Annotated in this window: 19 protein-coding genes; 9 read left to right on the top strand and 10 right to left on the bottom strand. The window is 68.7% G+C overall.

The window, feature by feature from the left end:
* Position 1 precedes the first annotated feature (1 nt).
* Positions 2-1,507, top strand: coding sequence for a right-handed parallel beta-helix repeat-containing protein (locus D3869_RS23050; protein WP_247895989.1), 1,506 nt, complete (start codon positions 2-4; stop codon positions 1,505-1,507).
* A gap of 331 nt (positions 1,508-1,838) precedes the next feature.
* Complete coding sequence (locus D3869_RS23045) at positions 1,839-2,711, top strand: response regulator transcription factor (protein ID WP_137142161.1); 873 nt, start codon at positions 1,839-1,841, stop codon at positions 2,709-2,711.
* A 60-nt stretch (positions 2,712-2,771) separates the two neighbouring features.
* Here the strand turns inward: D3869_RS23045 and D3869_RS23040 are convergent, their stop codons facing one another.
* Positions 2,772-3,398 (bottom strand): response regulator transcription factor, encoded by a 627-nt coding sequence (locus D3869_RS23040; protein WP_247896019.1) that lies wholly within the window; start codon positions 3,396-3,398, stop codon positions 2,772-2,774.
* A 962-nt stretch (positions 3,399-4,360) separates the two neighbouring features.
* Between D3869_RS23040 and D3869_RS23035 the strand changes: the two genes are divergently transcribed.
* Positions 4,361-5,044, top strand: coding sequence for a response regulator transcription factor (locus D3869_RS23035; RefSeq protein ID WP_247895988.1), 684 nt, complete (start codon positions 4,361-4,363; stop codon positions 5,042-5,044).
* On the opposite strand, the gene D3869_RS23030 is transcribed toward D3869_RS23035, so the two are convergent.
* From D3869_RS23030 to D3869_RS22990, 9 genes are all read right to left on the bottom strand, one after another.
* Positions 4,995-5,543, bottom strand: a complete 549-nt coding sequence (locus D3869_RS23030) for a response regulator transcription factor (RefSeq protein WP_137142158.1) — start codon at positions 5,541-5,543, stop codon at positions 4,995-4,997. The two genes, D3869_RS23035 and D3869_RS23030, sit on opposite strands and share 50 nt — an antisense overlap.
* A gap of 124 nt (positions 5,544-5,667) precedes the next feature.
* Positions 5,668-7,104, bottom strand: coding sequence for a UDP-glucose dehydrogenase family protein (locus tag D3869_RS23025; protein WP_137142157.1), 1,437 nt, complete (start codon positions 7,102-7,104; stop codon positions 5,668-5,670).
* Positions 7,105-7,184: 80 nt separating this feature from the next.
* The gene (locus tag D3869_RS23020) at positions 7,185-8,192 is read right to left on the bottom strand and encodes an SDR family NAD(P)-dependent oxidoreductase (protein ID WP_137142156.1); all 1,008 of its coding nucleotides are present in this window, start codon (positions 8,190-8,192) and stop codon (positions 7,185-7,187) included.
* Between the two features lie 27 nt (positions 8,193-8,219).
* Positions 8,220-9,299, bottom strand: coding sequence for a GDP-mannose 4,6-dehydratase (locus D3869_RS23015; RefSeq protein ID WP_137142155.1), 1,080 nt, complete (start codon positions 9,297-9,299; stop codon positions 8,220-8,222).
* 73 nt (positions 9,300-9,372) lie between these two features.
* On the bottom strand, positions 9,373-10,617 hold the full coding sequence (locus D3869_RS23010; protein WP_137142154.1) for a glycosyltransferase family 4 protein: 1,245 nt from the start codon (positions 10,615-10,617) through the stop codon (positions 9,373-9,375).
* A gap of 198 nt (positions 10,618-10,815) precedes the next feature.
* The gene (locus D3869_RS23005) at positions 10,816-11,622 is read right to left on the bottom strand and encodes a WecB/TagA/CpsF family glycosyltransferase (RefSeq protein ID WP_137142153.1); all 807 of its coding nucleotides are present in this window, start codon (positions 11,620-11,622) and stop codon (positions 10,816-10,818) included.
* The gene (locus tag D3869_RS23000) at positions 11,619-12,698 is read right to left on the bottom strand and encodes an NAD-dependent epimerase/dehydratase family protein (protein WP_137142152.1); all 1,080 of its coding nucleotides are present in this window, start codon (positions 12,696-12,698) and stop codon (positions 11,619-11,621) included. The genes D3869_RS23005 and D3869_RS23000 overlap by 4 nt, the downstream gene beginning before the upstream one ends.
* Before the next feature lie 51 nt (positions 12,699-12,749).
* On the bottom strand, positions 12,750-14,303 hold the full coding sequence (locus D3869_RS22995; RefSeq protein ID WP_175426580.1) for an undecaprenyl-phosphate glucose phosphotransferase: 1,554 nt from the start codon (positions 14,301-14,303) through the stop codon (positions 12,750-12,752).
* Between the two features lie 136 nt (positions 14,304-14,439).
* Complete coding sequence (locus D3869_RS22990; protein ID WP_137142150.1) at positions 14,440-15,387, bottom strand: UDP-glucuronic acid decarboxylase family protein; 948 nt, start codon at positions 15,385-15,387, stop codon at positions 14,440-14,442.
* Positions 15,388-15,936: 549 nt separating this feature from the next.
* Here D3869_RS22990 and D3869_RS22985 point away from each other — a divergent pair.
* The 6 genes from D3869_RS22985 to D3869_RS22960 are packed head-to-tail and all read left to right on the top strand — an operon-like array spanning position 15,937 to position 25,679.
* On the top strand, positions 15,937-18,285 hold the full coding sequence (locus tag D3869_RS22985; RefSeq protein WP_175426579.1) for a GumC family protein: 2,349 nt from the start codon (positions 15,937-15,939) through the stop codon (positions 18,283-18,285).
* A gap of 52 nt (positions 18,286-18,337) precedes the next feature.
* Entirely contained in the window at positions 18,338-20,578 is a 2,241-nt protein-coding gene (locus D3869_RS22980) for an NAD-dependent epimerase/dehydratase family protein (protein WP_137142148.1), read from the top strand.
* Positions 20,575-21,852: a lipopolysaccharide biosynthesis protein gene (locus tag D3869_RS22975; RefSeq protein ID WP_247895987.1), complete on the top strand. Its 1,278-nt coding sequence runs from the start codon at positions 20,575-20,577 to the stop codon at positions 21,850-21,852. Before D3869_RS22980 ends, D3869_RS22975 begins: the two co-directional genes overlap by 4 nt.
* Entirely contained in the window at positions 21,839-23,065 is a 1,227-nt protein-coding gene (locus D3869_RS22970; RefSeq protein WP_137142147.1) for a glycosyltransferase family 4 protein, read from the top strand. The genes D3869_RS22975 and D3869_RS22970 overlap by 14 nt, the downstream gene beginning before the upstream one ends.
* A complete protein-coding gene (locus D3869_RS22965) occupies positions 23,062-24,396 on the top strand; it encodes an O-antigen ligase family protein (protein WP_137142146.1) in 1,335 nt (444 codons plus the stop codon). The genes D3869_RS22970 and D3869_RS22965 overlap by 4 nt, the downstream gene beginning before the upstream one ends.
* Positions 24,397-24,413: 17 nt before the next feature.
* The gene (locus tag D3869_RS22960; RefSeq protein ID WP_137142145.1) at positions 24,414-25,679 is read left to right on the top strand and encodes a glycosyltransferase family 4 protein; all 1,266 of its coding nucleotides are present in this window, start codon (positions 24,414-24,416) and stop codon (positions 25,677-25,679) included.
* Positions 25,680-25,744 lie beyond the last annotated feature (65 nt).

The following is a 25,744-nucleotide window of genomic DNA, read 5'->3' as shown; positions in this document are numbered from 1 at the left end:
CATGGACACCGGACGCGCCACGCCCCGGCGGCATGCTCCCCGCCCCGCCCGCCTCGCGGCGGCGGTGCTCCTTTTCGCCGGCCTTCCGATGGCGGCGGCGGGAGCGGAGCCCTCCACCGTCTCCCTGCGGCCCGGCGCCGACATCCAGGCGGCGGTGGACCGCCATCCCCCCGGCACGCGCTTCCGGCTTGAGGCCGGCATCCACCGCCTGCAGTCCATCGTGCCCAAGGACCGCGATCTGTTCGAGGGCGCCCCCGGCGCGGTGTTGAGCGGGGCGCGCCGGCTGACCGCCTTCGTCCGCCGCGGCTCCGTCTGGGTGGCCCGCGGACAGACGCAGGAGGGGCGGGTCAACGCGGCGGAATTCTGCCGCTCCGGCTTTCCCCGCTGCGCCCGCCCGGAGGATCTGTTCATCGACGACGCGCCGATGCTGCATGTCGGCGACCGGTCCGCCGTCGGGCCGGGGCGCTGGTTCTTCGATTACGGCGCCGACGAGATCCTGATCGGCGACGATCCCACCGGGCGAACCGTGGAAACCAGCGTCATCCCCCGCGCCTTCGGCGGAACCGCGTCGGGCGTCGTCATCCGGAACCTGACCATCGAGAAGTACGCCGCCCCCATCCAGGCCGCCGCCGTGGACGCGGAGTTCGGCCCCGGCTGGACCGTCCGGAACACCACGGTGCGCCTGAACCACGGCGTCGGCGTCAACGCCGGCACCGGCAGCCGCATCCTCGGCAACCGCATCCTCGACAACGGCCACGCCGGCTTTTCCGGATCGGGGACGGATTTCCTGATCGCCGGCAACGAGATCGCGCGCAACGGCTATGCCGGCGTCGATTTCCATTGGGAAGGCGGCGGCGGCAAGATCACCGAATCCGGCGGCGGCGGACTCATCCGGGGCAATTGCGTCCACGGCAATGTGGGCGCCGGCATCTGGGCCGACATCGACGTGCACCGGCTGGTGATCGAGGACAATCTGGTCTTCGGCAACGCCGACAACGGCATCACCTACGAAATCAGCTACGACGGGGTGATCCGCAACAACCGGGTCGCCGACAACGGGCAGCGCGGCCAGGGCTGGTTCTGGGGGGCCCAGATCCTGATCTCCAGCGCGCGGGGCGTGAAGGTCCACGGCAACGACATCGACGTGCCGGACGGCTACGGCAACGCGGTGACGGTGGTGTCCCAGGACCGCGCCCCCTACACCCCCGCCGTCGGCAACGAGATCTTCGACAACCGCATCGTCATCCGCAACGCCGACGCGCGCGTCGGCGCCGTCACCGACGTGGACTCCGACAACGCCGTGGTCGCCGCCGGCAACCGGCTCTACGGCAACCGCTACCGCCTCGCCGATCTCCGGGAGCGCGTCTGGTTCTGGAACGATGCGGAGGCGGACTGGGACGCCATCCGCGCCCAGGGGCAGGAGACGGGAAGCGTCGTCGACGTCGGCATCCCGCAGAAGACCCCACTGGCCTGCCCGGCCATGCCGCCCATCGAGAAAAATCAATGACCGCGTTCGCCAGCCATTCCATAGAGAGAAAAACCCCCACTCACAACAATCAAAAGTCCAATTCTCCCTGTTACAATTTTGAAAAACTTACTAATTTGGAGGTACTTTGCGGATATCTGCGCACAGTATTATGATCTTGTTTGCGATTGACGGTCAAAACCCCCTGCGATGTTATAGGCTTGAAGCGATCGCGCAAGCCTCTCGAGGCATCGCTTTCCCAGGTGATCCGGTTCATTTGATCGAATAGGGCCAAAATCTTCGCGGCAATGATGTTGGCGGCGATCCTGGCCGGGTCGGCGTGTCCATGGCGTGTGGCAGAAGGAGGTCTTGTATGTTGCCGTGCAAAGACGGAGCGCGCTCGCCCAACGCCGCCCGCCGCGCCCCATCGATCACGACCATCACGCCCAGCCGCATCCTGGCAGCCATTTCCCTGACCGCCGCACCGATGAACGACTCCGGCTCCTTCGGGTCCTACTACCGGATGTCCGGGGGCGCCCGCCCCCTGGGGGAGGATCAGATCGTCACCGCCATCCTGCACGACGAAACGCCGCTGACGCGGGAAAGCCTGTCCACCAGCCTGAACCTGTGCGGACGGGGTGTGCGGGTGCTGACGGCGGCATCCGTTGCGGATTTGGAAAGCGTGATGCGGCGGAACGATGCACCGGACGTGGCCTTGGTCAACTTCAGCGGGCGGCTCGCCTCCGATCCGGAGTTCCGTCCGCGGCTGGCCGAACTTCTGGAAGTGCTGGATGGCGTCCCGCTGATCATGCTGTCGGATTCCGACGAAACGGCGACCGCGCTGGAAGCCATCCGCCAGGGCGCGCACGGCTACATCTCCACCACCGTCGGGCTCACCATGGCGCTGGAGGCGATCCGCCTGGTCGCGGCGGGTGGCATCTTCGTTCCGGCCCCCATCCTGCACCGGCTGATCATCGACCAGGCCGGGATGCCGGACCCGGTGCTCCACGCCGCCTTATCCGTCCCGGCCCCCGCGGTCAACGGCAAGCCCCACCTGTCGCAACTGACCCCGCGCCAACTCTCCGTCCTGGAATGCCTCCAGGAGGGCAAGCCGAACAAGGTCATCGCCCACGAGTTGGGAATGCGGGAAAGCACCGTCAAAGTGCATGTCCGGAACATCCTGCGGCGGCTCGGCGCCACCAACCGGACGGAGGCGGTGTGCCGCGTCATGCGCGAGGAAAACTGAGCCCAACGCGGAAGAACGGCACGGGTTGGTCCCGCACCGTTCCGTTGCGGCACCAACCGATCAGGGCTGGTTCGATTCCAGCGGCGCGCCGCGGGACAGATGGGCGTGCGCCATGAAGGCGGCCTCCGTCCGGTTGGTGGCGCCAAGCTTCTTCAGCACGTTGCGCACATGGGCCTTGGCGGTGTTCTCGCACATGCCCAGCATGTAGGCGATGAGCTTGTTCGACTTGCCCTCGCGCATGCAGGTCAGCACGGCCATTTCCCGCGGCGTCAGTCCGCCGATCCGATCCGGCACCGGCACGGAGGCGCCCGGCGCCGGCGTCTGCGGGAGGGCGATGCCGCCCGGCACCGGCGCGATCAGCGATTGCAGGGACGTGGCGGGGACGAAGGTCCCTCCGGCGGCGACCAGCCGGATCGCCTCCAGCATGACCCCAAGCCCGAGGCTGGGCACGATGTAGCCGCGCACGCCGAGGCGCAGGCTCTCCAGGATCATCCCGCCGTCGTCGCGGTCCGAGATGATCACCAGCGGCACCGGCAGACAGGCCGACACGGCGTCGCGAATGGCGGCGCACAGGACGTCGTTCAGTCCCATCTGCGCGCCGATGTTGCACAGGACGACCTCCGTCCGCCCGTCCCGCGCCAGGGCACCGGCGGCGTCCCTCAGCGAGGCCACCGACCGCACGGTCATATCCTGGCATAGCGTGCCGAGCCCGAGCGAGAAACAGTCGCGCGTCAGGCTGTTCGGGTCCGCCAGAACCACCGCAATGCCTGGAGCAATACCGGGCGCAACCGCTGAGACAACCATCGATTGCTGTTTGTTGTCCGTCGTCATCCGCTCCCCCTATCGGTCAAACACCAGTTCCTCTCACCTCTTCAAACCAGGATTGCGGGGCTTGCCCCGCTTTCGCCGGTGAGAAGGACTACAATTCTCGGGTGAGCGCGTCCGCCCGCGGATACTCGGAAAGATTTCACTTTTTTCATTTTGAGCGCCTTTCCCTGCCGACCACATGGATTGTTTCTGTTGGAAGATCATCAGGAATGCTTGCGCGGTTTGCATTTGATGTTTTCAACGTTACCAGAACAGCAGGCTTGGTAAATACGCACTTCGATGCAAGGTTGTGGCGGCCCGGCCTTTTGTTCCGTACCCATTCCGGCGCCCATCGCGCCATGGCTCGCCGCCTTCGTACGCCTTTGTGAGGATGACGGCGGCGTGGAGCGCCTGTTACACCCGATCCAATCACCCGGCACGGAGGACTGCCGACCGCCGTTTTATGCTCCGCGACCAAAAGAACAGACCCAAACGACACAAATCAGGGATCCACTCACCCTGACCAATGGAAACGCATCAAGGACAAGACACTGTGCTTCCGGACGGCTGCCATCGAAACCTCTCCGGAATACACGGCATTCAAACGAAAACACTTCAAATAGGTGGTAAAGATGGGGACCGACATAGTTAACTCTGCACGGGATTGACGTTGACGAGAACTTGGGTGCAGCGCAGCATAAGACCAGTGAAACGGGGGTCGGGAGACAGGCTTCATGGCAGTCAGCGCGAAGGCGGTTCCATCGCACTGCGCCGCCGCAGGCGGCCCGGAACCAGTGAACGGGCGACGGAGCATCGCAGCCCTTCTTCTGGATGAAACCCCGTTGACCCGCGAAAGCCTGTCCGCCGGCCTCGGCCTGCGCGACCCGTCCCTGCAAATGCGAACCGCGGCGTCAGTGGACGAGGCCAGGACGGCGCTCGCCACCGGAACGGCACCCGCCGTCGTGCTGTGCAACCTCGCCAGCCTGACCCCGCCGAACGGCAGTGTCCTGGCGACGCTGCGCGACGTTGCCGGTGCCATCGGCAGCACGCCGCTGGTCATCCTGTCCGACGGGGAGGAGACGGACCTTCCGCTGGAGGCCAGCCGGCTGGGCGTTCGGGGGTGTCTGCCGACCAGCGTCGGCCTCGCCGTCGCCCAAGAGGCGCTGCGTCTGGTGGCGGACGGCGGCACCTTCTTCCCCTCCCCCTTCCTCCACCGCCTGATGCGGCGCCGCGAGGACCCGCGAGACGATCCGCCGATGCCGTCCTGCAGCGCGGCGCTGACCGCGCGTCAGCGCGGCGTGCTGCAACGGCTTCGCGAAGGGAAATCGAACCGCGTCATCGCGCAGGAGCTGGGGATCAGCGAAAACACGGCGAAGGTTCATGTCCGCGGCATCCTGCGGGCGCTGGGCGCCGCCAACCGCGTTGAGGCCGTGCGCAAGGCGTGGCAACCGGCCGAAGCGGCCGCTCAGGAACCGTTCAGCCGGGATTTGGGCCGGGGCCGGGATCGGGGCCGGGATCGGGATTGACCGTACCGCCGCCGTGGATCAGCCGCAGGGCGGCGATCACCTCGGCCAGCGGCATCCGTCCGCTCAACACCCCACGCAGACCGAGGCGCGCCGCCGCGGCGGCCACCGCCACGCCGGGCCGGTCCGCCAGAACGGCCACGGGGGGATGGGGACCGCCACCCGACAGCGCTTCCAGAAGCTGGCCCACCCCGCCCTTCGCCGGGTCGACGCGCCCGATGCTCACGAGAACCACATCGGTGCCGCGCAGGGCTGCGGGAAGGTCCGCCAACGCCACGGCGCTGCGCCGGTGGCTGACCGCCACGTCCGGAGCGAAGGCGTTGATGGCGGCGGCGAGGCTTTCGCCGAACAGCGCGCGGTCGTCGATCAGCAGCACGGCGATCGGCGCCCGCCCACCGGTCCGCCCGCCCGGGCGCGGGGAACGGGCGCCGCCCCGCGCACCGGACGGCGCACGGGGCATGAACTCTTGACGGATGCCGACCAGCGCGTCCAAGCCAATCATGGCGGCGTCTTTCGGAATCGGGAGATCCCAGCCGGCCCCCCGTGCCGGGCCGCCGCCGCCGGGGCGGGGGCGGCCCGTTCAGGGCGCCGGTGCGTGGCCGGAGTAGGCCGGCGTCGCGCCCGCGTCAATCCGCCAAGTCGGAGGCGGCGGCCGCAAGCTGTCCGGAGAAGGGAAGGACACAGGAGTCCGCCGCGAAGCCGTTGCTGAGCAACATGGCCTCCGCCGCCTTGCGCCGTTTCGCCGCGTCCGGCCGCGCGTCGCGCCGCCCGACGGAGCAGTAGTGGAAACCCGCCGCCGCCATGGCCGCAGGGGCGTAGACGTTGCGCAGATCAACCATCACCGGGCGGCGCATCAGGCTGCGGACGCGCCCCAGATCCAGCGCGCGGAACTCGTTCCATTCCGTCAGGATGGCGACGCAGTCGGCCTCGGCGAGCGGGGCGTAGGCGTCGTCGTGCCAGACCACGCCGGGCAGCAGATGGCGCCCCTCCTCCATGCCGGCGGGGTCGTAGACGTGAACCGTCGCCCCGGCCTCCTGAAGCAGCGGGATGATCTCCAGGCTCGCCGCCTCGCGCATGTCGTTGGTGTCGGGCTTGAAGGTGATGCCCAGCACGGCGATGCGCTTGCCCGCCGCGTCCGGTCCGCAGGCCTGGAGGATCCGCCCGGCCATCAGCCGCTTGCGCGCCCGGTTAACGTCCACCACCGTTTCGATCAGCCGCACCGGCGCGCCATGCTGCCGCCCGGTGCGCACCAGCGCCTCGGTGTCCTTGGGAAAGCAGGACCCGCCGAAGCCCGGCCCGGCGTTCAGGAAGGGACGCCCGATGCGCGCGTCCATCCCCATGCCCGCCGCCACGTCCTGCACGTCGGCCCCCACCCGCTCGCACAGGTCGGCCACCTCGTTGATGAAGGTGATCTTGAAGGCGAGGAAGGCATTGGCCGAGTATTTCGTCAGCTCCGCCGTCTCGATGCCGGTGCGCACGAAGGGCGTCCCGGCGCGGATCAGCGGCTGGTAGAGGGCGTCCATCACCGCCCGCGCCCGGTCGGAGTCGGCGCCGATCACCACGCGGTCGGGCTGCATGAAGTCGCCGATGGCCGAGCCTTCGCGCAGGAATTCCGGGTTGGACACCACGTCGAACTCGGCGCGCGGGTTGATGTCCCTCACGATGGCGGCGACCTGGCGCCCGGTGCCGACCGGCACGGTCGATTTGGTGACGATGACGGTGTAGCGGGACATGGTCCGCGCGATCTCCGCCGCCGCCGCGTGGACGTAGGTCAGATCGGCCCCGCCGTCACCGGGGCGGGAGGGGGTGCCGACCGCGATCAGCACCACGTCCGCCCCCTCCATGGCGACCGCGAGGTCGGAGGTGAAGGACAGACGCTCCGCCGCCATGTTGCGCGCCACGAGGACGTCGAGGCCGGGCTCGTAGATGGGGATCTCGCCGCCCCTCAGGCGCCGGATTTTCGTTTCGTCCTTGTCCACACAGCACACGTCGATGCCGAATTCGGCAAAGCAGGCGCCGGACACGAGGCCGACATAGCCGGTCCCCACAACAGCGATCCGCATCATTCCACTCCTGTTGCTTGATGGCGTTGCCGAAGCCATCCCTGGCCGGCTTGAAGGTTGGCCGGCTTGAAAAATGACCCTCAGGCCACGGCGCGCTCCGCAATGCCGCTTTCCGGACCGCTTTCCAGCCCGTCTCCGCGGCCATTCTCGCGCAGCGCCCAGCGCACGGTTTCCACCAGCCCCTGCTCCAGCCGGGTGCGCGGCGTCCAGCCGAGCACCGACCCGGCGTAGGTCACGTCCGCCTGCACGCTGCGCTGCTCGCCCGGGCGTTCGGGGTGGTAGAGCACGGGATGGTCCGCCCGCGTCCGGCCGAGCGCCCCCAGCGCGAGGTCGGCCAGTTCGCTGATGCTGGTCTGCCGCCCACTGCCGAGGTTGAAGATCTTCCCGTGGCTGGCCGGGTTGTCGAGCGCGCCGACCCAGGCGTCCACCACGTCGTCGATGAAGACGAAATCGCGGGTCTGCTTGCCGTCGCCGTAGATGCGGATCGGCTCGCCGCGGATGATGTTGCCCAGGAAGATGCCCAGCACCCCCTGGTAGGGGTTGTCCACCGCCTGCCGCGGCCCGTAGACGTTGTACATGCGGAAGGAGGTGACGGCCAGAGCGCCCGGCAGATCGGGCCGCGCCGCCGTCAGATGCACGTAGCGCTCACCCGCGTATTTCGTCACCCCGTAGTAGGACACCGGGGAGCAGGGCGTGTCCTCCGGCGTCGGCACCACCTCGGCGTTGCCGTAGGCGCTCATCGAGCTGGCGTAGAGAAGGCGCTTCACCCCGCGCTCCACGCACTGCTGGAGGACGTTCACCGTCCCCTCCACGTTGGTGCGCAGGTCGCCGACCGGGTTGCTGAAGGCGCGGATGATCGACACCTGCCCGGCGATGTGGATCACCGCGTCGGGCACCTCCTCGAAGGCCTTGTCGAGGTCGGCGGGGTTGGTGACGTCGCCGCGGATGTAGCGCACCTCCGCCGGCACGTTGGCGCGCAGCCCGGTGGACTCGTTGTCGATCACCGTCACCCGGTGGCCGAGCGACACGAGGCGGTGCGTGATGTGGGAGCCGATGAAGCCGGCCCCGCCCGTTACAAGCACGTCCATAGGTTCCTCCACCGCACGGGAATGGGATTACGCGCTGAGGGCGATGCGGCCCGGTTCCAACTGGGCCTGGTCCGTGGGCAGGCCGTTCTGCGCGAGGTAGCGCTCCGCCCAGTCCCACAGGCGGCGGATGCCGGTGTCGCGGTCGATCTGCGGGCGCCAGCCGAGGATCTGCTCCGCCTTGCGGATGTCGCTGACGTAGCAGGGCTGGTCGCCGGGCCGCCAGTCGGAGAAGTCGGCCTCCACCGGCGCGCCGCGCAGGGTGGACAGCATCTCCCCGAACTCGCGCCAGACCGAGATGGTGTTCTCCGGCCCGCCGCCGATGTTGAAGACCTGCCCGCGGCTGACCTCGATCTTCTCGGTGGCGAGGCGGAAGGCTCGCACGAGATCCTCGACGAACAGCACGTCGCGCACCTGCATGCCGTCGCCGTAGATGTGGATGGGCCGACCGCTCAGCGCCGAGATGATGAAATGCGCGACCCAGCCCTGGTCCTCGTTGCCGAACTGGCGCGGCCCGTAGATGCAGCTCATCCGGAAGACGACGGTCGGCAGGTCGTAGATGCGGGCGTAGTCGCGCACATACTGGTCCGCCGCCCCCTTGGAGCAGCCGTAGGGCGAATGGAAGTCCAGCGGTTCCGCCTCCGAGACGCCGAGCGGACGGTCGACGAAGCGGTAGCGGCTGTCGGTCTGCTCCACCGCCACATGCTCCAGCCCGCCATAGACCTTGTTGGTCGAGGTGAAGACCACCTTCGGCGGGGTCTTCATGCGGCGCGCCGCCTCCAGCACGTTGAAGGTGCCGAGCGCGTTGATGTCGAAGTCGGTGCGCGGGTCGTCCAGCGACGATGTGACCGCCACCTGACCGGCGAGGTGGTAGACCTCCTCCACCCCGGCCATGCAGGATTTGACGGCGGCGAAGTCGCGCACGTCGGCCTTCATGAAGGTCAGGCGGGAGCCGGCGTTGAGGGTCTGGAGCCACGCCGCGTTCCGCTCGCTGCCCGGCCGCAGCAGGGCGTCCAGGACAACGACGTCGCGCCCGTCCTCCAGAAGGTTCTTGACCAGATTGCAGCCGACGAAGCCGGCCCCGCCGGTCACGAGCGTCTTGCCTTCCATAGGTGTCTTCTCCATTGCTGCGGCTTTTACCGGTTGGGCAGGGGGTGTTGGGCAGAGGGCGTTGGACAGGGGTTCAGGCGGCCTTGAGGACGGCGGCCCCCGCCGGACGGCGGACCACCGCCTCGTAGAGCCGGTGGGTGTCGGCGGCGGCGGCGGCCCAGTCGAAGCGCTGGGCGGCGCGCAGGCGTCCGTGGCGGCCCATCCGCGCCCGCCGTTCGGGGTCGGCGGCCAGCTGTTCGACGGCGGCGCGCAGGGCCTGCGGGTCGCCCGGCTCGACGATCACTGCGCAGCCGTCGTCGACCTGATGCGGAATGCCGCCGACCCGGGTCGTCACCACCGGGACGCCGAAGGCCATCGCCTCCAGGATCACGTTGGGGAAGGTGTCGGCCAGGGTCGGGAAGACGAACAGGTCGGAGCGGCGGAACATGGCGGCGACCTCCGCCTCGGCCAGATTGCCGGTGAGGTGGATGGTCTGGCCCGGCCCGCAGCGGCGCTGGTAGGCCTCGTAATCGACGAAGTCCCGCTTCTCGCCGCCGACAATCAGGCGGAACGGCATCGACAGCCCCACGAAGGCGTCGAGCAGCACGCCCAGCCCCTTGTTGGCCGTGTGGTTGGCCAGGAAGAAGGCGGTGAACGGACCGCCGTCCTCATCCCGCTCCGGGATGCCGAAACGGCGGTGGATGTCCCGGTCCGCCGGGGTCGGCGCGCCCCAGTCGTCCGGGCGGTCGACGCCGTAGGGAATGACGGCGATGTCGTCCCCGGTGAAGCCGAAGCCGCGGACGATGGGCAGATCGACCGGCGAGATCGCGCAGATGGCCGCGGCGTTGCGCACCACGTAGCGCACCGGACGGTCGATCAGCAGGTCCCAGGCCAGCCGCCGCGCCGCGTCCATGCGGCGGAAGGCCGCCGGGTTGCCGATCTCCACGAAGCCGTGGGTGGACACCACGTAGGGCACGCCCTTGGCCACGCAGGCGCGGGCCACCCGCATCATCTCCAGCGCCGGGATCGGGTTGTGGATGTGCACCAGATCGTAGGAGCCGTGGCGGATCAGCGCCGGGATGCTCGACTGGTAGAACAGGGTCTTCGCGCGGTTGGGCAGGACGGTGTCGAGCCCGACGAAGGGGCTGGAGGTCCGTACTTCGATCCGTTCGCCCGGCTTGCTCAGGTCCATCGGGACCCGGCTCGCCATGCCCATGTTCGCGATGTCAATGCGATCATGCGCCTGCAGCGCGACGCTCAGCTTCTCCGCCGCCTTGCTGGCGCCGCTAACCGCCAGATGCGGCGGCACGACGATCGCCGACAGGATCTTCAGGCTCATCGCAGAAATCCTCGACTGTCATGGAAGCGCGTGCCGCATCGGTCGCGGTTCACGGCGCCGTTCCGAGGTCGTTCAGGAAAATCCGCCGATGCAAGGCCGTTTCATTTTAAAACAGCACCACACGATCACAGCATCGGAGGATGTTTCATTTTTAATAACGGCTCTTTTATTTGGCAACCACCAAACAACCATCACCGCCTAGCCAAATCGAAGCTCTCCTTTCGGACGTCGCGCCTGGCCGCTGCGGACCAACGGCATCTGCACCGCTTGGCAGGCCAGCAGGAACAGAAAGGCCGGATTCAGCATGACGTAGCGCCGCCACAGCCGCCGCGGTTCGGTGGACAGCCGGAACAGCCATTCCAGGCCGGCATTCTGCATCCACATCGGCGCCTGCGGCTGTTTCCCGGCGATGAAGTCGAAGGCCGCGCCGACCGCGATCAGCGGCATCGACAGCGCCGCCTTGTGCTCGTAGACCCAGGTCTCCTGGCGCGGGCAGCCCAGCCCGACGAAGACGATGCGGGCGCCGGACTCGATGATCTCACGGTCCACCGCCGCCCGCTCCTCGCTGCTGAGGGTGCGGAAGGCGGACGGGCGGGCGCCGGCGATGATCAGGCCGGGGAAGCGCTCCGTCAGCGCCGTGGTCAGCGTGGCGAGCAGCCCCGCCGTGGCGCCGTAGAGGTAGATGGGCAGCCCCTTCGCCGCCGCCGCCGCGCAGGTGCGCAGCATCAGGTTCGGACCGTAGACGCGGTCCGGCAGGGCGGCGCCGTGCAGCCGGTTCAGCGCCCAGCGCACCGGCTGGCCGTCCGGCGTCACGAGATCGATGGCGTTCAGGCGGTAGCGGTGCTCGGGGTCGAGCGCCCCGGTCATCACGCCGTGCACGGCGAGCGCGCTGACCGCGAAGGGCTTCTGCTGCTCCGCCGCGTCGATGATGGCGCGCACGCCGGCCTCGTAATCGACGGCGTTGACGTAGACGCCGAGCACTTCCTTTTTCCCATGGTCGATCATGCCACGGCCTCCACGCGCCAGCGGCGCCGATTGCTGTCGTGAATGTCGGTGAGGATGTTGCGCACGTCGTGCCGGATGTCCCAGGACGGGTAGTGGGAGCGGAACCGGTCGAGCGAGCTGACCCACCAGATGTGGTCGCCGATGCGGTTGGCCTCCTTGAAGGCCAGATCCATCGGGCGCCCGGTGATCTCCTCGCACAGGGCCACCGCCTCCAGGATGGAGCAGTTGCTCGCCCGTCCGCCGCCGATGTTGTAAACCTCGGCGCTGCGCGGCGCGTCGTAGAATGCTTGGAAGGCGGCGATCAGGTCGTTGCTGTGGATGTTGTCGCGGACCTGCTTGCCCTTGTAGCCGATCACGTCGTAGCGGGTGCCGGTGACGGCGCAGCGCATCAGATAGGCCAGGAAGCCGTGAAGCTGCGTCGGCGAATGGTTCGGCCCGGTCAGGCAGCCGCCGCGGAAGCACACCGTCTTCATCCCGAAATAGCGGCCGTATTCCTGGACCAGCACGTCGGCGGCCACCTTGGAGGCGCCGAACAGGCTGTGCAGGGTGGCGTCGATCGACATGTCCTCGGCGATGCCGCCGGCGTAGCGGTGCGCCGGGTCGATCTCGTAGCGCGTTTCCGTCTCGATCAGCGGCAGGCGATTCGGCGTGTCGCCGTAGACCTTGTTGGTCGAGGTGAAGATGAACACCGCGTCCGGGCAGTGGCGCCGCGCCGCCTCCAGCAGGTTCAGCGTGCCGTTGGCGTTCACCGAGAAATCCATCTGCGGGTCGCGCGCCGCCCAATCGTGCGAGGGCTGGGCCGCCGTGTGGATGATCAGGGAGATGGCGGAGCCGTGCCGCTCGAACAGCGCGTCGATGGCCGCGGCGTCGCGGATGTCGATGGCGTGGTGGCGGTAGCGCTGGCGCAGCGTCTGTTCCAGGGTCTGGCGCTGCCACGCGGTCGAGGCCTCGTCGCCGAAGAAGGTGCGCCGCATGTCGTTGTCGATGCCGACGACGTCCATTCCCAGCGCACCGAAATGCAGGCAACTCTCCGACCCGATCAATCCGCAGGAACCGGTGACAAGGGCGACGGACATGGCGTCAAACTCCTTTGCGGTCTGTTTGTTGGTTCAGCCGGGGTTTTTTGGTCAGTAGGCGTTGCGGTCCCAGAAAAGGAGAAGGGCGGTGCGCACCATGATCTCGGCGTCCAGCCCCAGGGACCAGTTGTCGACGTAGTAGAGGTCGTGCTCGACGCGGCGGGCGGCGGTGTGGAGGTTGTCGATCTCGCCGCGCAACCCGTTGACCTGCGCCCAACCGGTGATTCCGGGGCGGACGCGGTGGCGGCAGGCGTAGTTCTCCACCGCCTCGTGGTACAGCACGTCCCCGGCCTTCATGGCGACGGGATGGGGCCGCGGCCCGACGATGGACATGTCGCCGCGCAGGACGTTGAAGAGCTGCGGAAGCTCGTCGATGCTGGTGCGGCGCAGGAAGCGCCCGACGCGCGTCACCCTGGGGTCGTTGCGCACGGTCCGCTGCGCGCCCGACTGGTCGCCCCGGTCGGTGTGCATCGTGCGGAACTTCCAGATCTCGAATTCCTCGTTGTTGAAGCCGAAGCGCTTCTGGCGGAACAGCACCGGGCCGGGGCTTTCCAGCTTGATGGCCGCCGCGGCGAGCAGCAGCACCGGCGCCAGGACCGCCAGCGCCGCGCCGCCGATCACCAGGTCCTCCGACCGCTTCAGCACGCCGCGCCAGCCGGCCAGCGGGTGATGGATGACGCCCAGCAGCGGAATGCCCGCCGTCGCATCGACCGAAAGGCCCGCGGTGCGGGCGATCAGCCGGTGCGGCAGCAGGCGGACGTCCACCGCCAGGACGCGCAGCCGTTCCAGGATGTCGGTGATCTCGGCCTCGGCGCTCCAGGGCAGGGCCACCACCACGAGGTCGATGCGGTTCTTGCGCACCTGCTCCACCAACCCGGTCACGCCTCCCAGCACCGGCACCCCGGCCAGCCGGGCGGTGGCCAGGGGCGGAGCGTTCGCAGATGACGGCCGGTCCGCCGCGGTGGACACCGCGCCGATCACCTGATAGCCCGCCCCGTCCGTGCGCTGGAGCCGGTCCAGCCACTCGAAGGCCAGATCGTTGGTGCCGACCAGCAGCGTCCGCTGCCTCAATCCGCCGGCCAGATTCCAGTCGCGCGCCAGCCGGAGGACCAGGCTGCGCAACGCGGTCAGCCCGAACAGGCCGAGCCCGTACCACAGCCACAGCGTCCCCGCCGCCGCCGTGTCGAGCCGCCGCAGGTCCCCCGTCACGCCGAGCATGAGCACGAGCACCAGGAAGGCCGCGGTCCAGGCCCCGAACAGCGGCCCGGCGTGCGAACCGATGGTCCGCCGCACCGCCTTGGGACGCAGGTTGCGGTAGCAGCCCGCGCTGTAGAAGCACATCAGCGACAGCACCACCAGCGGGCCGACCGCGGCGTTGAAGACGCCCGCGAAAGCATGAGCAGAAATAGCATGAGCAGAGTCTGCGAACAGGGCCGGATCGGCCGGGGCGGCCCGCAGCAAACGGGCGGCGATGCCCTCCGCCGCCAGCCCCGTCCCGACGACCATCAGCGCGTCCGCGGCCACCAGCCCGCACAGCAGGGCGGGGGCGGAGGCCGCCGCGGCGACCGGCGACGCGGATTGCGGGCGCGGTCCTTGGAAGGCCATACCCACCCGCGTCCTGTAATCCGGCTTCGCCGAGCTGTCTCGTGAAGGGAGTTCGAACATCCGCCGTTCCCTGTTGGCCCATTCCCTGCCGCCGCACCCCAGCGATGCGGCGGCGCTGCCGGCTGCCGTGCCGCGCTCAGAAATAGGTTTTGGCGAAATAGGCGATGGTGCGCTCCAGCCCCTCTTCGAGCGGCACGTGCGGCATCCATTTCAGGTAGGCGTGGGCCTTGGTGATGTCCGGCTTGCGCTGCCGCGGATCGTCCTGGGGCAGCGGATGCCGCTCGATCCGGGAGCGCGATCCGGTCATCCGGATGACGGTCTCCGCCAGCTCCAGGATGGTGAACTCGCCGGGATTGCCGAGGTTGATCGGGCCGGTCACCGTTCCGTCCGTCTCCATCAGCCGGTGCAGCCCCTCGACCAGGTCGTCGACGTAGCAGAAGGACCGCGTCTGCGAGCCGTCGCCGTAGATCGTGATCGGATCGCCCTTCAGCGCCTGGACGATGAAGTTCGACACCACGCGCCCGTCGTTCGGATTCATGCGCGGCCCGTAGGTGTTGAAGATGCGCGCGACCTTGATCGGGACCTTGTGCTGCCGGTTGTAGTCGAAGAACAGCGTCTCGGCGCAGCGCTTGCCCTCGTCGTAGCAGGCGCGCGGGCCGATCGGATTGACGTTGCCCCAGTAATCCTCGCGCTGCGGGTGGACGAAGGGGTCGCCGTAGACCTCGCTGGTCGAGGCCTGGAGGATGGTCGCCTTCACCCGCTTGGCCAGCCCCAGCATGTTGATGGCGCCGTGCACGCTGGTCTTGGTCGTCTGCACCGGGTCGAACTGGTAGTGCACCGGCGAGGCCGGGCAGGCGAGGTTGTAGATCTGGTCCACCTCGACATACAGGGGGAAGGTGATGTCGTGGCGCACCGCCTCGAACTTCGGGTTGTCGAGTAGATGCGCAATATTCGAACGCGCCCCCGTGAAATAGTTGTCGACGCACAGGACCTCTTTCCCGGCGGCCAGAAGACGCTCGCACAGGTGCGATCCGATAAACCCGGCGCCGCCTGTCACAAGAACGCGCTCAGTCGTGGACGTCATCGAGCCTCTCCATGGAGTTGACCAGGGGAATTCGTCCGGACAGCGGCAGATCGCGGGGATATCGCGCCAAACCGCTTCCACGATTATTTTAAAATCCAGCGTTGATGCACAGCATTCCGCGACACGACGCAACCCGTTGTCTGTCATATTACGCGGGAATGCACGGCCATATCTGGAATTGGGCGGCATCTCGAAGCCTGAACCGGCTCCGCTGCACCCGGCAGACTGTGACCGGCGCGGAGTTGACGGTCAAACACGCGGACGGGGTAACGGATATGATTATTTATGACGGTCGCCGTCGTAAGCACAGCGACGGATGGGCCTTCTTTTTTTCAATTGTTGACCGGCGCCATTCACGGTACTCGGAGTCTGTCCGGCAACGGTTGCAGCGGCGGAACGCCACGGTTCATTCGGGACGCCTCTTTAAAAGGCGCCCGAATTCTCGGTTATCTCTACAGAAAACAAAAAGGCCGCAGCGCGTCCTTTGACCCATGCGCCACGCCCACACCGGGCCGGACCGCCAGCCAGCAAGACGAAAGGGGCGACGACGTGACATCTTCGATCGGCAAAGGCGGAACGCTTCCAGGCCACGAAGCGCACGCCAGCGTCCTTCCGGACAGCCTTCTGCAGTCCGGCGCCGCGGACTCCACTGACGTCCGCGGGCGGCAGGAGGCGACCGTTTTCGCCACGCTGGCCGTGCTGTGGCGGCGCAAGCTGCTGCTGCTCACCATCATCCTGCTGGGAACGGCGACCATCACCTACGTCATGCAGTCGCTGAAGCCGATGTACCGCGCCACCGCGATGGTGCAGCTCGATTCCCGGCGGGTCGAGCTGGCGGAGTTCAAGTCGGTGGTGTCCAACCTGACGCCTGAGGCGCCGGCGGTGCGCAGCGAGGTGTCGATCGTCGGTTCGCGCGCGCTGGCGGAACGGGTGGTGGAGAAGCTCGGCCTGCTCAACGACCCCGAATTCAACCCGACGCTCAAGGCGCCGGACGGCGCGGACGATCACTGGCTGAAGCGGGTCACCAAGGCCGGCGTCGGCGCCCTGCCGCCGGAGGGCAACGACGTGCTGCGCCGGATCGTGCAGCAGGCGACCGCCCTGTTCCACGTCGACGACAGCCCCAACGCCCAAGACCCGGACCAGGCCCGCCTGCTGACCATCGACACGCTGCTGCGCCGGATCGAGGCGCGCAACGACGACCGATCCTTCACCATCATCATCGAGGCGTCGTCGGTCGATCCCGCGAAGGCCGCCGCCATCGCCAACGCCTTCGGCCAAGCCTATCTGGACTATCGGACGGAAATGAACCGCGACCTGACCGAGCGGGTCAACCAGTGGCTCGGCGGGCGGCTCATCGAGGCGCGCGAGGCGGTGCGCGGCGCCGAGGAGGCCATCCGCGGCTTCCGCAAGGAGAACAGCCTGCTGGAGCTGCCGCCGGACGGGCGCAACATGGTCCAGCAGCAGATGAACGAACTCGCCACCCAGCTGACCGCCGCGCAGGCGCAGAAGGCGGCGGCCGAGGCGCGCGTCCGTCAGGCCCGCGACCAGACCGCCGCCAACAACGGCGCGGCGATCCCGGAGGTGCTGGCGTCCGCGCTGATCCAGAAGCTGCGCGAGGCGGAGGCGATGCTGGAGCGCCGGCTGGCCGAACTCCAGCAGGTCTATGGCGACAAGCATCAGGACATCGTGAATCTTCGCCGCGGCATCGGCGAGTTGAAGGCCCGCATCCGCGACGAGGTGGGCAAGATCCAGAAGGGACTGGACGCCGATCTGGAGGTGGCGCGCATCCGCGAGGCCACTCTGCTGAAGAGCATCGCCGACCTGCAGGAGCAGCAGAAGGGCATCGAGGCGACGGGCATCCAGCTCCGCGACCTGGAGCGCGCCGCCGACGCGCACCGCACGCTCTACCGCAGCCTCGCCGAACGCTACGAGCAGACGATGGCGCTGAAGAACACCGGCGCGCTGGACGCGCATCTCAGCGCTCCGGCCCTGCCGCCGATCCGCCCGGCCTTCCCGCAGCTGCGCATGTCGCTGGGCGTCGGGCTGGTCGGGTCCACGGCGCTGGCGGTGGCGCTGGTGCTGCTGCTGGAGCGCCTCAGCTCCGGCCTGCGCACGCCGACCCAGGTGGAGCGGGCAACCGGCGTGCCCTGCCTCGGCATGGTCCCGTCGCTCCCCCGCAACGAGGCGGCCTGGAACCTGCCGCTCCATCCCGACAGCCGCCGCGCCCGCGAGATCGGCGCCTTCCGCGAGGCGATCCAGACCGTCCGCACCATGGCCTGCATGCCGCGCAAGCGGGGGACGCCGCCCAAGGTGCTGCTCGTCACCTCCTCCATCCCCAAGGAAGGCAAGTCGGTGCTGGCGGCCAATCTGGCGCGGTCGCTGGCCGGGCTGGGGCTGAACACGCTGCTGATCGACGCGGACTTCCGCCGCCCCTCCATCGCGAAGCTGCTGGGCTACCAGCCGCAGGGCAGCGTCGCCGACCTGCTGGACGGCCGCGTCGGCATCGACGACCTGGTCCATCAGGAGACCACCAACCTCGCCGTCCTGGGCAACGCCGTCGGCACCCCCGACGCGCACGACCGCATCAGCTCCCAGGCGATGAGCGACCTGATCCAATGGGCGCGCCACAACTACGACGTGGTGGTGATCGACAGCGCCCCGGTGATGCTGTTCTCCGACGCGCTGGCCCTGTCCTTCCTGGCCGACAGCGTGATCTACGTCGTCCGCTGGCAGCACACCCCGCTGGACACCGTGATGGCCGGCTTCAACAAGCTGAAGTCGGTCGACAGCGCGGTCGGCGGCGTCGTGCTGTCGCGGGTCGTCGCGTCCAAGCACGTCAAGTACGGCCACAAGGACGACGCCTACTACTACGCCCTGCACGCGCCCGCGCGGCATTGACGGCGCCGACGGACGGCGCCCACGCGACGGCAATCCCAAAAGCGAGGATTCCATGACCAACGCCGAGTTCCCGCGGCTCGCCATCATCGGCTGCGGCAGCATCGTGAGCCATCACCTGTTGCCGGCGCTGCTCCGCCTGGGCTGGCGGCCGAGCGTGCTCGTCGATCCCACGCCGGGACGGCTGGAGGCGGTGCAGGCCATGCTCGGCCGCAACCGCGCCCCGGTCGCCGTGGCCGACTGGCGGGAAGCGGCGGACCAATTCGACGCGGCGCTGGTGGCGGCCCCGCCGATGTTCCACGCGCCGGTCGGCCAGAGCCTGCTGGAGGCCGGGAAGCACGTCTTCATGGAAAAGCCGCTGGCCGTCACGCTGGCCGATGCCGAACAAATGGTGCGAACCGCGGAGGAGCGCCGGCGCGTGCTCGCGGTCGGTCTGATGCGCCGCTACGTCAACGGCGTCCGCTGGCTGAAGGCGCTGGTGGATTCCGGCCAGCTCGGTCGCGTCCTGCGCTTCGAGGCGCGGGAGGGCTTCGTCTACAACTGGGGCATCAGCTCGCCGGCCATGCTGCGCCGCGACGGGGCGGGCGGCGGCGTGTTGCTCGACACCGGGTCGCACACGCTGGACCTGCTGCTGTGGTGGTTCGGGGAGACGGCGGAGGTCGACTACAGCGACGACAGCTACGGCGGGCTGGAATCCGACTGCCGGCTGTCCCTGACCATGGCGTCCGGCGCCACCGGAACGCTGGAGCTGAGCCGCACCCGCGCCCTGCGCAACACCATCCGCGTCTACGGCACCAAGGGCAGCGTCGAGGTCCATCTCTACGAGAACCAGATCGCTTCGGACGTGCCGCAGATCCTCGATTTCGTCCATGACGGCTTCTCGGCCAACCACATCCCGCCGCAGATCTTCGGCGACCTGTTCCAGGCGGAGCTGAAGGATTTCGCCGACGCCATCCGCGACGGACGCCCGGCCACCGTCGGCGGGCGCGAGGCCCTGCCCTCCACCGCCTTGATCGAGCGCTGCTACGCCAGCCGCAAGCCGCTGGCCCTGCCCTGGGTGGACGGTCCGGCCCCCGCTGCCGCCCTTCGCACCGATGGTCCCACCGTGGTGGTGACGGGCGCCGCCGGCTTCATCGGCGGACGGCTGGTCGAGCGGCTGTGCCTGGAGTATGGCGCCAGGGTCCGCTGCATCGTCCGCGACATCGCGCAGGCGGTGCGTCTGGCCCGCTTCCCGGTGGAGATCATCCGCGCCGACCTGCTGGACCGCGAAGCCATCGGCACGGCGGTGGCCGGCGCCGACTGGGTCTTCCACTGCGCCTACGACGTGCGGTCGCGCCGCCAGAACATCGACGGGATGAACGCGCTGATCGACGCCAGCCTCACCAACGGGGTGAAGAGCTTCGTCCATCTCAGCACCTTCTCGGTCTACGAGCCGCTGCCCGACGGCCCGCTGTCGGAGGAGACGCGCGACGGCGACCGGGCTTGGAGCTATGTCCAGAACAAGCTCGACCTGGAGGCGATGGTGCTCGACGCGGCGCGCAAGCGCGGCCTGCCGGGGGTGGTGCTCCAGCCCTCCATCGTCTACGGCCCCTTCTGCAAGCCCTGGACGAACGCCCCCGCCGAGATGCTGCTGAGCGGAACGGTGGTGCTGCCGCAGGAAGGCGGGCTGTGCAACGCCGTCTACATCGACGATCTGGTGGACGCGATGATCGCGGCGACCCGCAGCCCCCAGGCCATCGGCGAGCGCTTCGTGATCTCCGGCCCCGACGCCCCGCCCTGGGCCGCCGTCTTCGGGCGCTTCCAGGAGGCGCTGGGCGTCGACAGCCTGCGCTTCCAGCCCGCCGAGGCCATCCGCAAGGAAATGAAGAGCCTGCGGCGCGACATCGCCATGGTGCTTCAGGACCCCAAGAAGATCATCCAGATCATCGTGCGCTGGCGCCCCGCCCGCCGGCTGCTCCAGGGCGGGTTCGACAGCCTGCCGCCGCGGCTTCGCCACCTCGTGATGGTCCATTATTTCCTGAAGAAGAAGGCCAGCCGCAACCAGCTCTGGCTGCCCGACGCGCAGAAGCTGGCGCTCTATCAGGCCAGGGCGCTCATCGACCTGACCAAGGCGCGGCGCCTGCTCGGCTACGAGCCGCGCTTCGCCTTCGAGGACGGCATGGCGCTGACCGCGGACTATCTGCGCTGGGCCTACCGCGACGTTCCGCGCACCGCTCCCGCCGCCGCGCGGCCTGCCAATGAGGACCGGCATCCCCTGCCCGCCCCCACCGAGACGACGCGGGTCGGCAGCGCATGAGAATGATCCCGGCGTCGCTTCCAGCCTCGTTGGTGCGCAGCTTCTGGACCCTCGCCGACCAGGGCGTGGTCAGCCTGGGCATGTTCGCCATCAACATCCAGCTCGCCCGGACCTTCCCGTCGGAGGAATACGGGACCTTCGTCTTCTTCCTCTCGGTCCTGCTGGCGCTCCAGGTCGTCAATGTCAGCCTGATCCAGTACCCGCTGTCGGTGGAGGGCGCGGTGCTGGACCGCGCCGAACGCCGGACCCTGGCGGGCCGCGCCGTCCTGATGACCGCCGGGTCGATCCTGCCGCTGTCCGGCATCGTGGCGCTGGTCGGCTATGGGCTCGGCATGCCGGAGCTGGTCGGCCCCGCCGTGCTCTACTTCATCGTCTGGCAGGTGCAGGAGATCGGACGGCGCGGGCTGATGTCCGGGCTGAAGCACGACAAGGCGCTGTGGGGCGACAGCGTCACCTATCTGGGCCAGATCGCCGTTCTGAACCTGATGGCGCTGGGCGGTCACCTGACGCTGGAACGGGTGTTCATCGCCATGACCGGTCCGGCGCTGGCCGGGGCGGTGGTCCATTTCGCGATCCTGCGCCCGCGCTTCGACGGCCTGTCGGATTTGCCGGCGGTGGTCCGCCGCTTCTGGTCGATCGGCCATTGGGCGCTCGCCAACAACCTGTTCCTGATGCTGCGGGTGCAGAGCCTCGTCTGGCTGATGGCGGCGATGGACGGCATGGCGTCGACCGCGGCGTTCCAGGCCGTGGTCAATCTGGTGAACATCGCCAACCCGATCATCATTGGCATGGGCAACCTCGTCCCCCAGATCGCGGCACGCGGGCGCAGCACCCTGCACACGGAAGCGGGGGGGCTGCATCCCGACGAGCAGGCGTGGCTGGCGATCCGCGGCTACGTCGTCATCGGGGCGGCGCCGCTGCTGGTCTATTACAGCCTCGGCCTGCTGTTCCCCGACCAGATGCTGCACATCGTCTATGGCGCCATGTCGCCCTACGCCGACCAGGAATGGCCGCTGCGCCTGCTCTCCATCGGGGCGCTGGCCGGCTATCTGGCGGAGATGGTCTGCTCCTACTTCTACGGCGTGCAGCGCAGCCAGTTCGCGCTGGTGGTGAACGTCACCGGGACACTGGCGGTGTTCGCGGTGGTCGGCCCGCTGGCGGCGATGTACGGGGTCGCCGGGGTCTGCATGGCCCTGCTGTTCTCCAGCCTGCTGCGCGTCGGCGCCGCCCACCACTACCTTTCCAAGACGAGGACCGCCCATGTCGCCCGCTGACGGCAGCGCCGCATTTGCCATGGAAGAGTCCCGGCTGCGCCCGCTCGACCTCCGGCACGTCGTGATCCAGCCGGCCATCGCCCACCCCTCCTCGGCGAACGGGCTGCACAATGTGGTGCGCAACCTGATCGCGGAGCAGCGGGCCATGGGCGACGACGCCCGGCTGTGCCTGTTCTCCGACGATCCGGACGCCCTGACCGGCATCCCGGCGGACTGCCCGGCGCAGCGCTTCCCCCTCGGCGGGCCGCGCCTGTCCGGACGGTCGCTGACCATTGCGGACGCGACGCTGGACCGCCTGCTCGACGGCGCCGGACCGGACACGGTGGTGCACATCCATGGCGCGGTGAAGCCGCTGTTCGCGGCGCTCGCCCGCGGGCTGCACCGGCGCGGCGTCGCCTATGGCGTGACGCTGCACGGCCAGTGCTCCCACATCTACGACATCGCGGGCCGGGTGCGCCGCCCTCTGCCCGCCGCGTGGTTGCGCGTCTTCGATGGCCCGGCCTTCGCCCGCGCCCGCTTCGTCCACGCCATCACCGAGGAGGAGGCCGCCATCGTCCGCCGGGTCGCGCCCGGCGCCGCTGTCCGCCTGCTGCCCAACACCGCCTGGTCGGCGCGGCGCGGCGCCCTTCCCGCCCCGATCCCGAGGGCCGCGCCGTACGGCGGCCGGCCGACCTTCGGCTATTGCGCGCGCTACGAGATCGAGCACAAGGGCGTGGACCTGCTGATCGACGGCTTTGCCGCCTACCGCCGGGCCGGCGGGCGCGGGGTGCTGGAGCTGGCCGGGTCCGGCCCCGCCCGCACCGAGCTGGAGCGGCGTGCGAACGCCCATGGCCTCGGCACCCACATCCGCATCCACGGCCCGGTCTTCGGGGCGGAGAAGGCGGCGATGATGGCGGGCTGGCATTACTTCGTCCTGACCTCCCGCTTCGACGTGATGCCCACCGGCTGCCTGGAGGCCGCCCTGTCCGGCCTGCCGCTGATCGTGACGCGGGAGACCGGCCTCGTCCCCTATGTGGAGGGCCACGGCGCCGGCTTCGGCGTGTCCGCCCTGACGGCGGAGGCGGTGGCCGACGCGCTGGCGCGGGCCGAGCGCACCGGTCCGGGTTCCTGGCAGAGCATGGCGGCCAACGCCCACCGCATGGTGGTGGTGATCGGCGACTGGGGGCGGATCGCCGCCCGGCTGCGCGCCGCCGCCTACGGACGCCCGTCATGAGCGCCGTCCTCGCCACGCCGAAGCGCAGCCGGACCCGCGTGGCGGACCACTACCTGACCTTCCTGATGCTCGTCCTGCTGGGCTATTCCCTGGCCGGGCGCGGCTTCGCCTACATCGGGGCGCCGCCGCTGTTCATCGGGGAGGTTCTGCTGCTCTCCGGCTTGCTGGTCATGCTGCGCACCGGCGGGGTCTTCGCCACGGTCTCCAGCCTGCCGGGAACGTTGCTGGCGATCCTGATCGTCTGGGTGCTGGCGCGCACGCTGCCCTATTTCGGCACCTACAGCTTCGACGCGCTGCGCGACAGCGTGATCGTGATGTACGGGCTGCTCGCCTTCGTCGTCATCGCCCTGCTCTACGACGAGCCGGATCGGCTGCGCCGCCTCGTGCTGGCCTATGGCGGCTTCGCGGTGTTCTTCGTCACGGTCATGCCGGTCGTCTACCCGCTGTTCCAGCTTCTGAACGCGCAGATTCCGACCTGGCCGCGCTACGGCGTCCCCTTCATCAGCCTGCGGCCGGGCGAGGTCGGCGTGCATTTCGCGGGCGTCGCCCTGTTCGTTCTGCTGGGCTTCCGCCGCCTCAACCCGCTGCAACTGGCGATGCTGGTGTTCGGCATGGCGCTGGTCGCCGCGCACAGCCGCGGCGGGATGCTCGCCATCGTCGTGCCGCTGGCCATCGCGCTGGCCCTGGTGCCGCGCAGCCGGCAGCTCGCCCCACTGCTCGGCATCGCCGGGGTCACCGTCATCGTGGCGCTGGTCCTGAACCTGGAGATCGAGGTCTCGTCGCGGAAGCTGTCGGTCGACCAGCTCGTCACCAACGTGATGAGCATCCTGGGCACCACCGACACCGCCACGCTCGACGGCACCAAGCAGTGGCGCATCATGTGGTGGGACAAGATCATCGGCTACACCGTGCAGGGCGACCATTTCTGGGACGGCAAGGGCTTCGGCATCAATCTGGCCGACGATGACGGGTTCCAGGTGGTGGATGCCGAGGACGGGCAGGTGCTGCGCAGCCCGCACAACGCCCACATGACGATCCTCGCCCGCGCCGGGGTGCCCGGCTTCGCCCTGTGGGCGGCGCTGCTGGGAAGCTGGTCGGTCTTCATGATGCGCGCCTTCCTGCTGGCCCGCCGCAACGGCGACCGCGCCTGGGCGCGGCTGTTCGTCTTCCTCTTCTGCTACTGGTTGTCCATCGTCATCAACGCCTCCTTCGATGTGACGCTGGAGGGGCCGATGCTGGGCATCTGGTTCTGGGTCCTGTTCGGGGTCGGCATCGCCGCCGGCCTGATCTACCGCAACGAACTCGAAAACCGGTCCCCGCTGCCGCATTGATAGAGGGAGGATGAACGATGAGCGTGCCGTTCACCGGCGAATCCGCCAACTCCGGAAAGTCGGTTCTTCTGGTGGCCTTCGCCTGCGAGCCGGACAGCGGGTCGGAATCCGCCAACGGCTGGAACTGGGGCGAGGGGCTGAAGCGCTCGGGCTGCCGCGTGACGGTGGTGACGCAGGGGCGCCTGCGCCCGAAGATCCTGGACAAGATCGAACGCGGCGAAACCGCCTTCGAACCCGACGACTTCGTGTTCATCGACCGCCCCGACACCATGGCGCACCACGACAGCAAGACGCGGTTCCAGCTCTCCTACATCGCGTGGCAATGGCGCTGCCGGGCGGTGGTGAAGGAGCTGGTGCGCCGGCAGCCCTTCGACATCATCCACAACGTGACCATCGGCGGAATCCGTTTTCCCGCCTTCTGCGGCGGGCTGGCGCCCCTGTCGGTGATCGGCCCGGTCGGCGGCGGGGAGCGGGCACCCTGGCCGCTGATCCGACCGCTGGGCTGGAAGGCCATCGTGACGGAGCTGGTCCGCGACGCCGCCATCGCCATGACGCGCATCGACCCCTTCCTCCGCCTGACCTACCGGCGCTACAACCTGATCTATGTGAAGACCCATGAGAGCCGCCACGTCCTGCCCGCCGGGGACCGCCACAAGGCGCGCCAGCATTTCGGCTGCTCCCTCCCGCCTGAACGCTTCGTGCCGATGAAGGCCCAAACCGGCGGCGATGCCGGAGCGCCGCTGAAGCTGCGCTTCTCGGGCCGCTTCCTCTACTGGAAGGGTGGCTACTACGCGCTGGCCGCGCTGGCCAGGGCGCTGGAGAAGGGGGCGCGGGCACACCTTCAGATGATCGGCAGCGGTCCGCAGTCGGAGGAGTGGAAGACTCTCGCCGACCGGCTGGGCATCGCCGAACATGTCGATTTCGTCGAATGGCTGTCGCAGCCCGACTATATGGAGGTGCTGCGAAGCTCCGACGCGCTTCTGTTCCCCAGCCTGCACGACTCCGCCGCCAACGTCATCATGGAGGCGCTGGCCAACGCGCAGCCGGTGATCTGCCTCGATCTCGGCGGCTCGGGAATCATGATCGATTCCTCCTGCGGCTTCGCCATTCCCTGCCGCGGGCGCGCGGCGGCGGAGGTGATCGACGGGCTGGCCGACGCCATCGTGACCCTGGACCGGGACCGTCCGCGCCTGCGCGCCATGAGCCGTGCCGCCCACGCGCGCGCCCAGGATTTCGCGAGCTGCCGCATCACCCCCGACCTCTACACGCCGGCGCCGGCATGAGAGCAAGCATTGGGAATGGCCAATGCCGGGACGATTGATGCGGTTGGAGAATGATCGCTTCCATC

The organism is Azospirillum brasilense (genome assembly GCF_005222205.1).
GTDB classification, from domain to species: Bacteria; Pseudomonadota; Alphaproteobacteria; order Azospirillales; family Azospirillaceae; genus Azospirillum; species Azospirillum brasilense_G.
The sequence above is the reverse complement of the archived record's forward strand: the minus strand, read 5'-3'. Positions and strand labels throughout refer to the sequence as shown.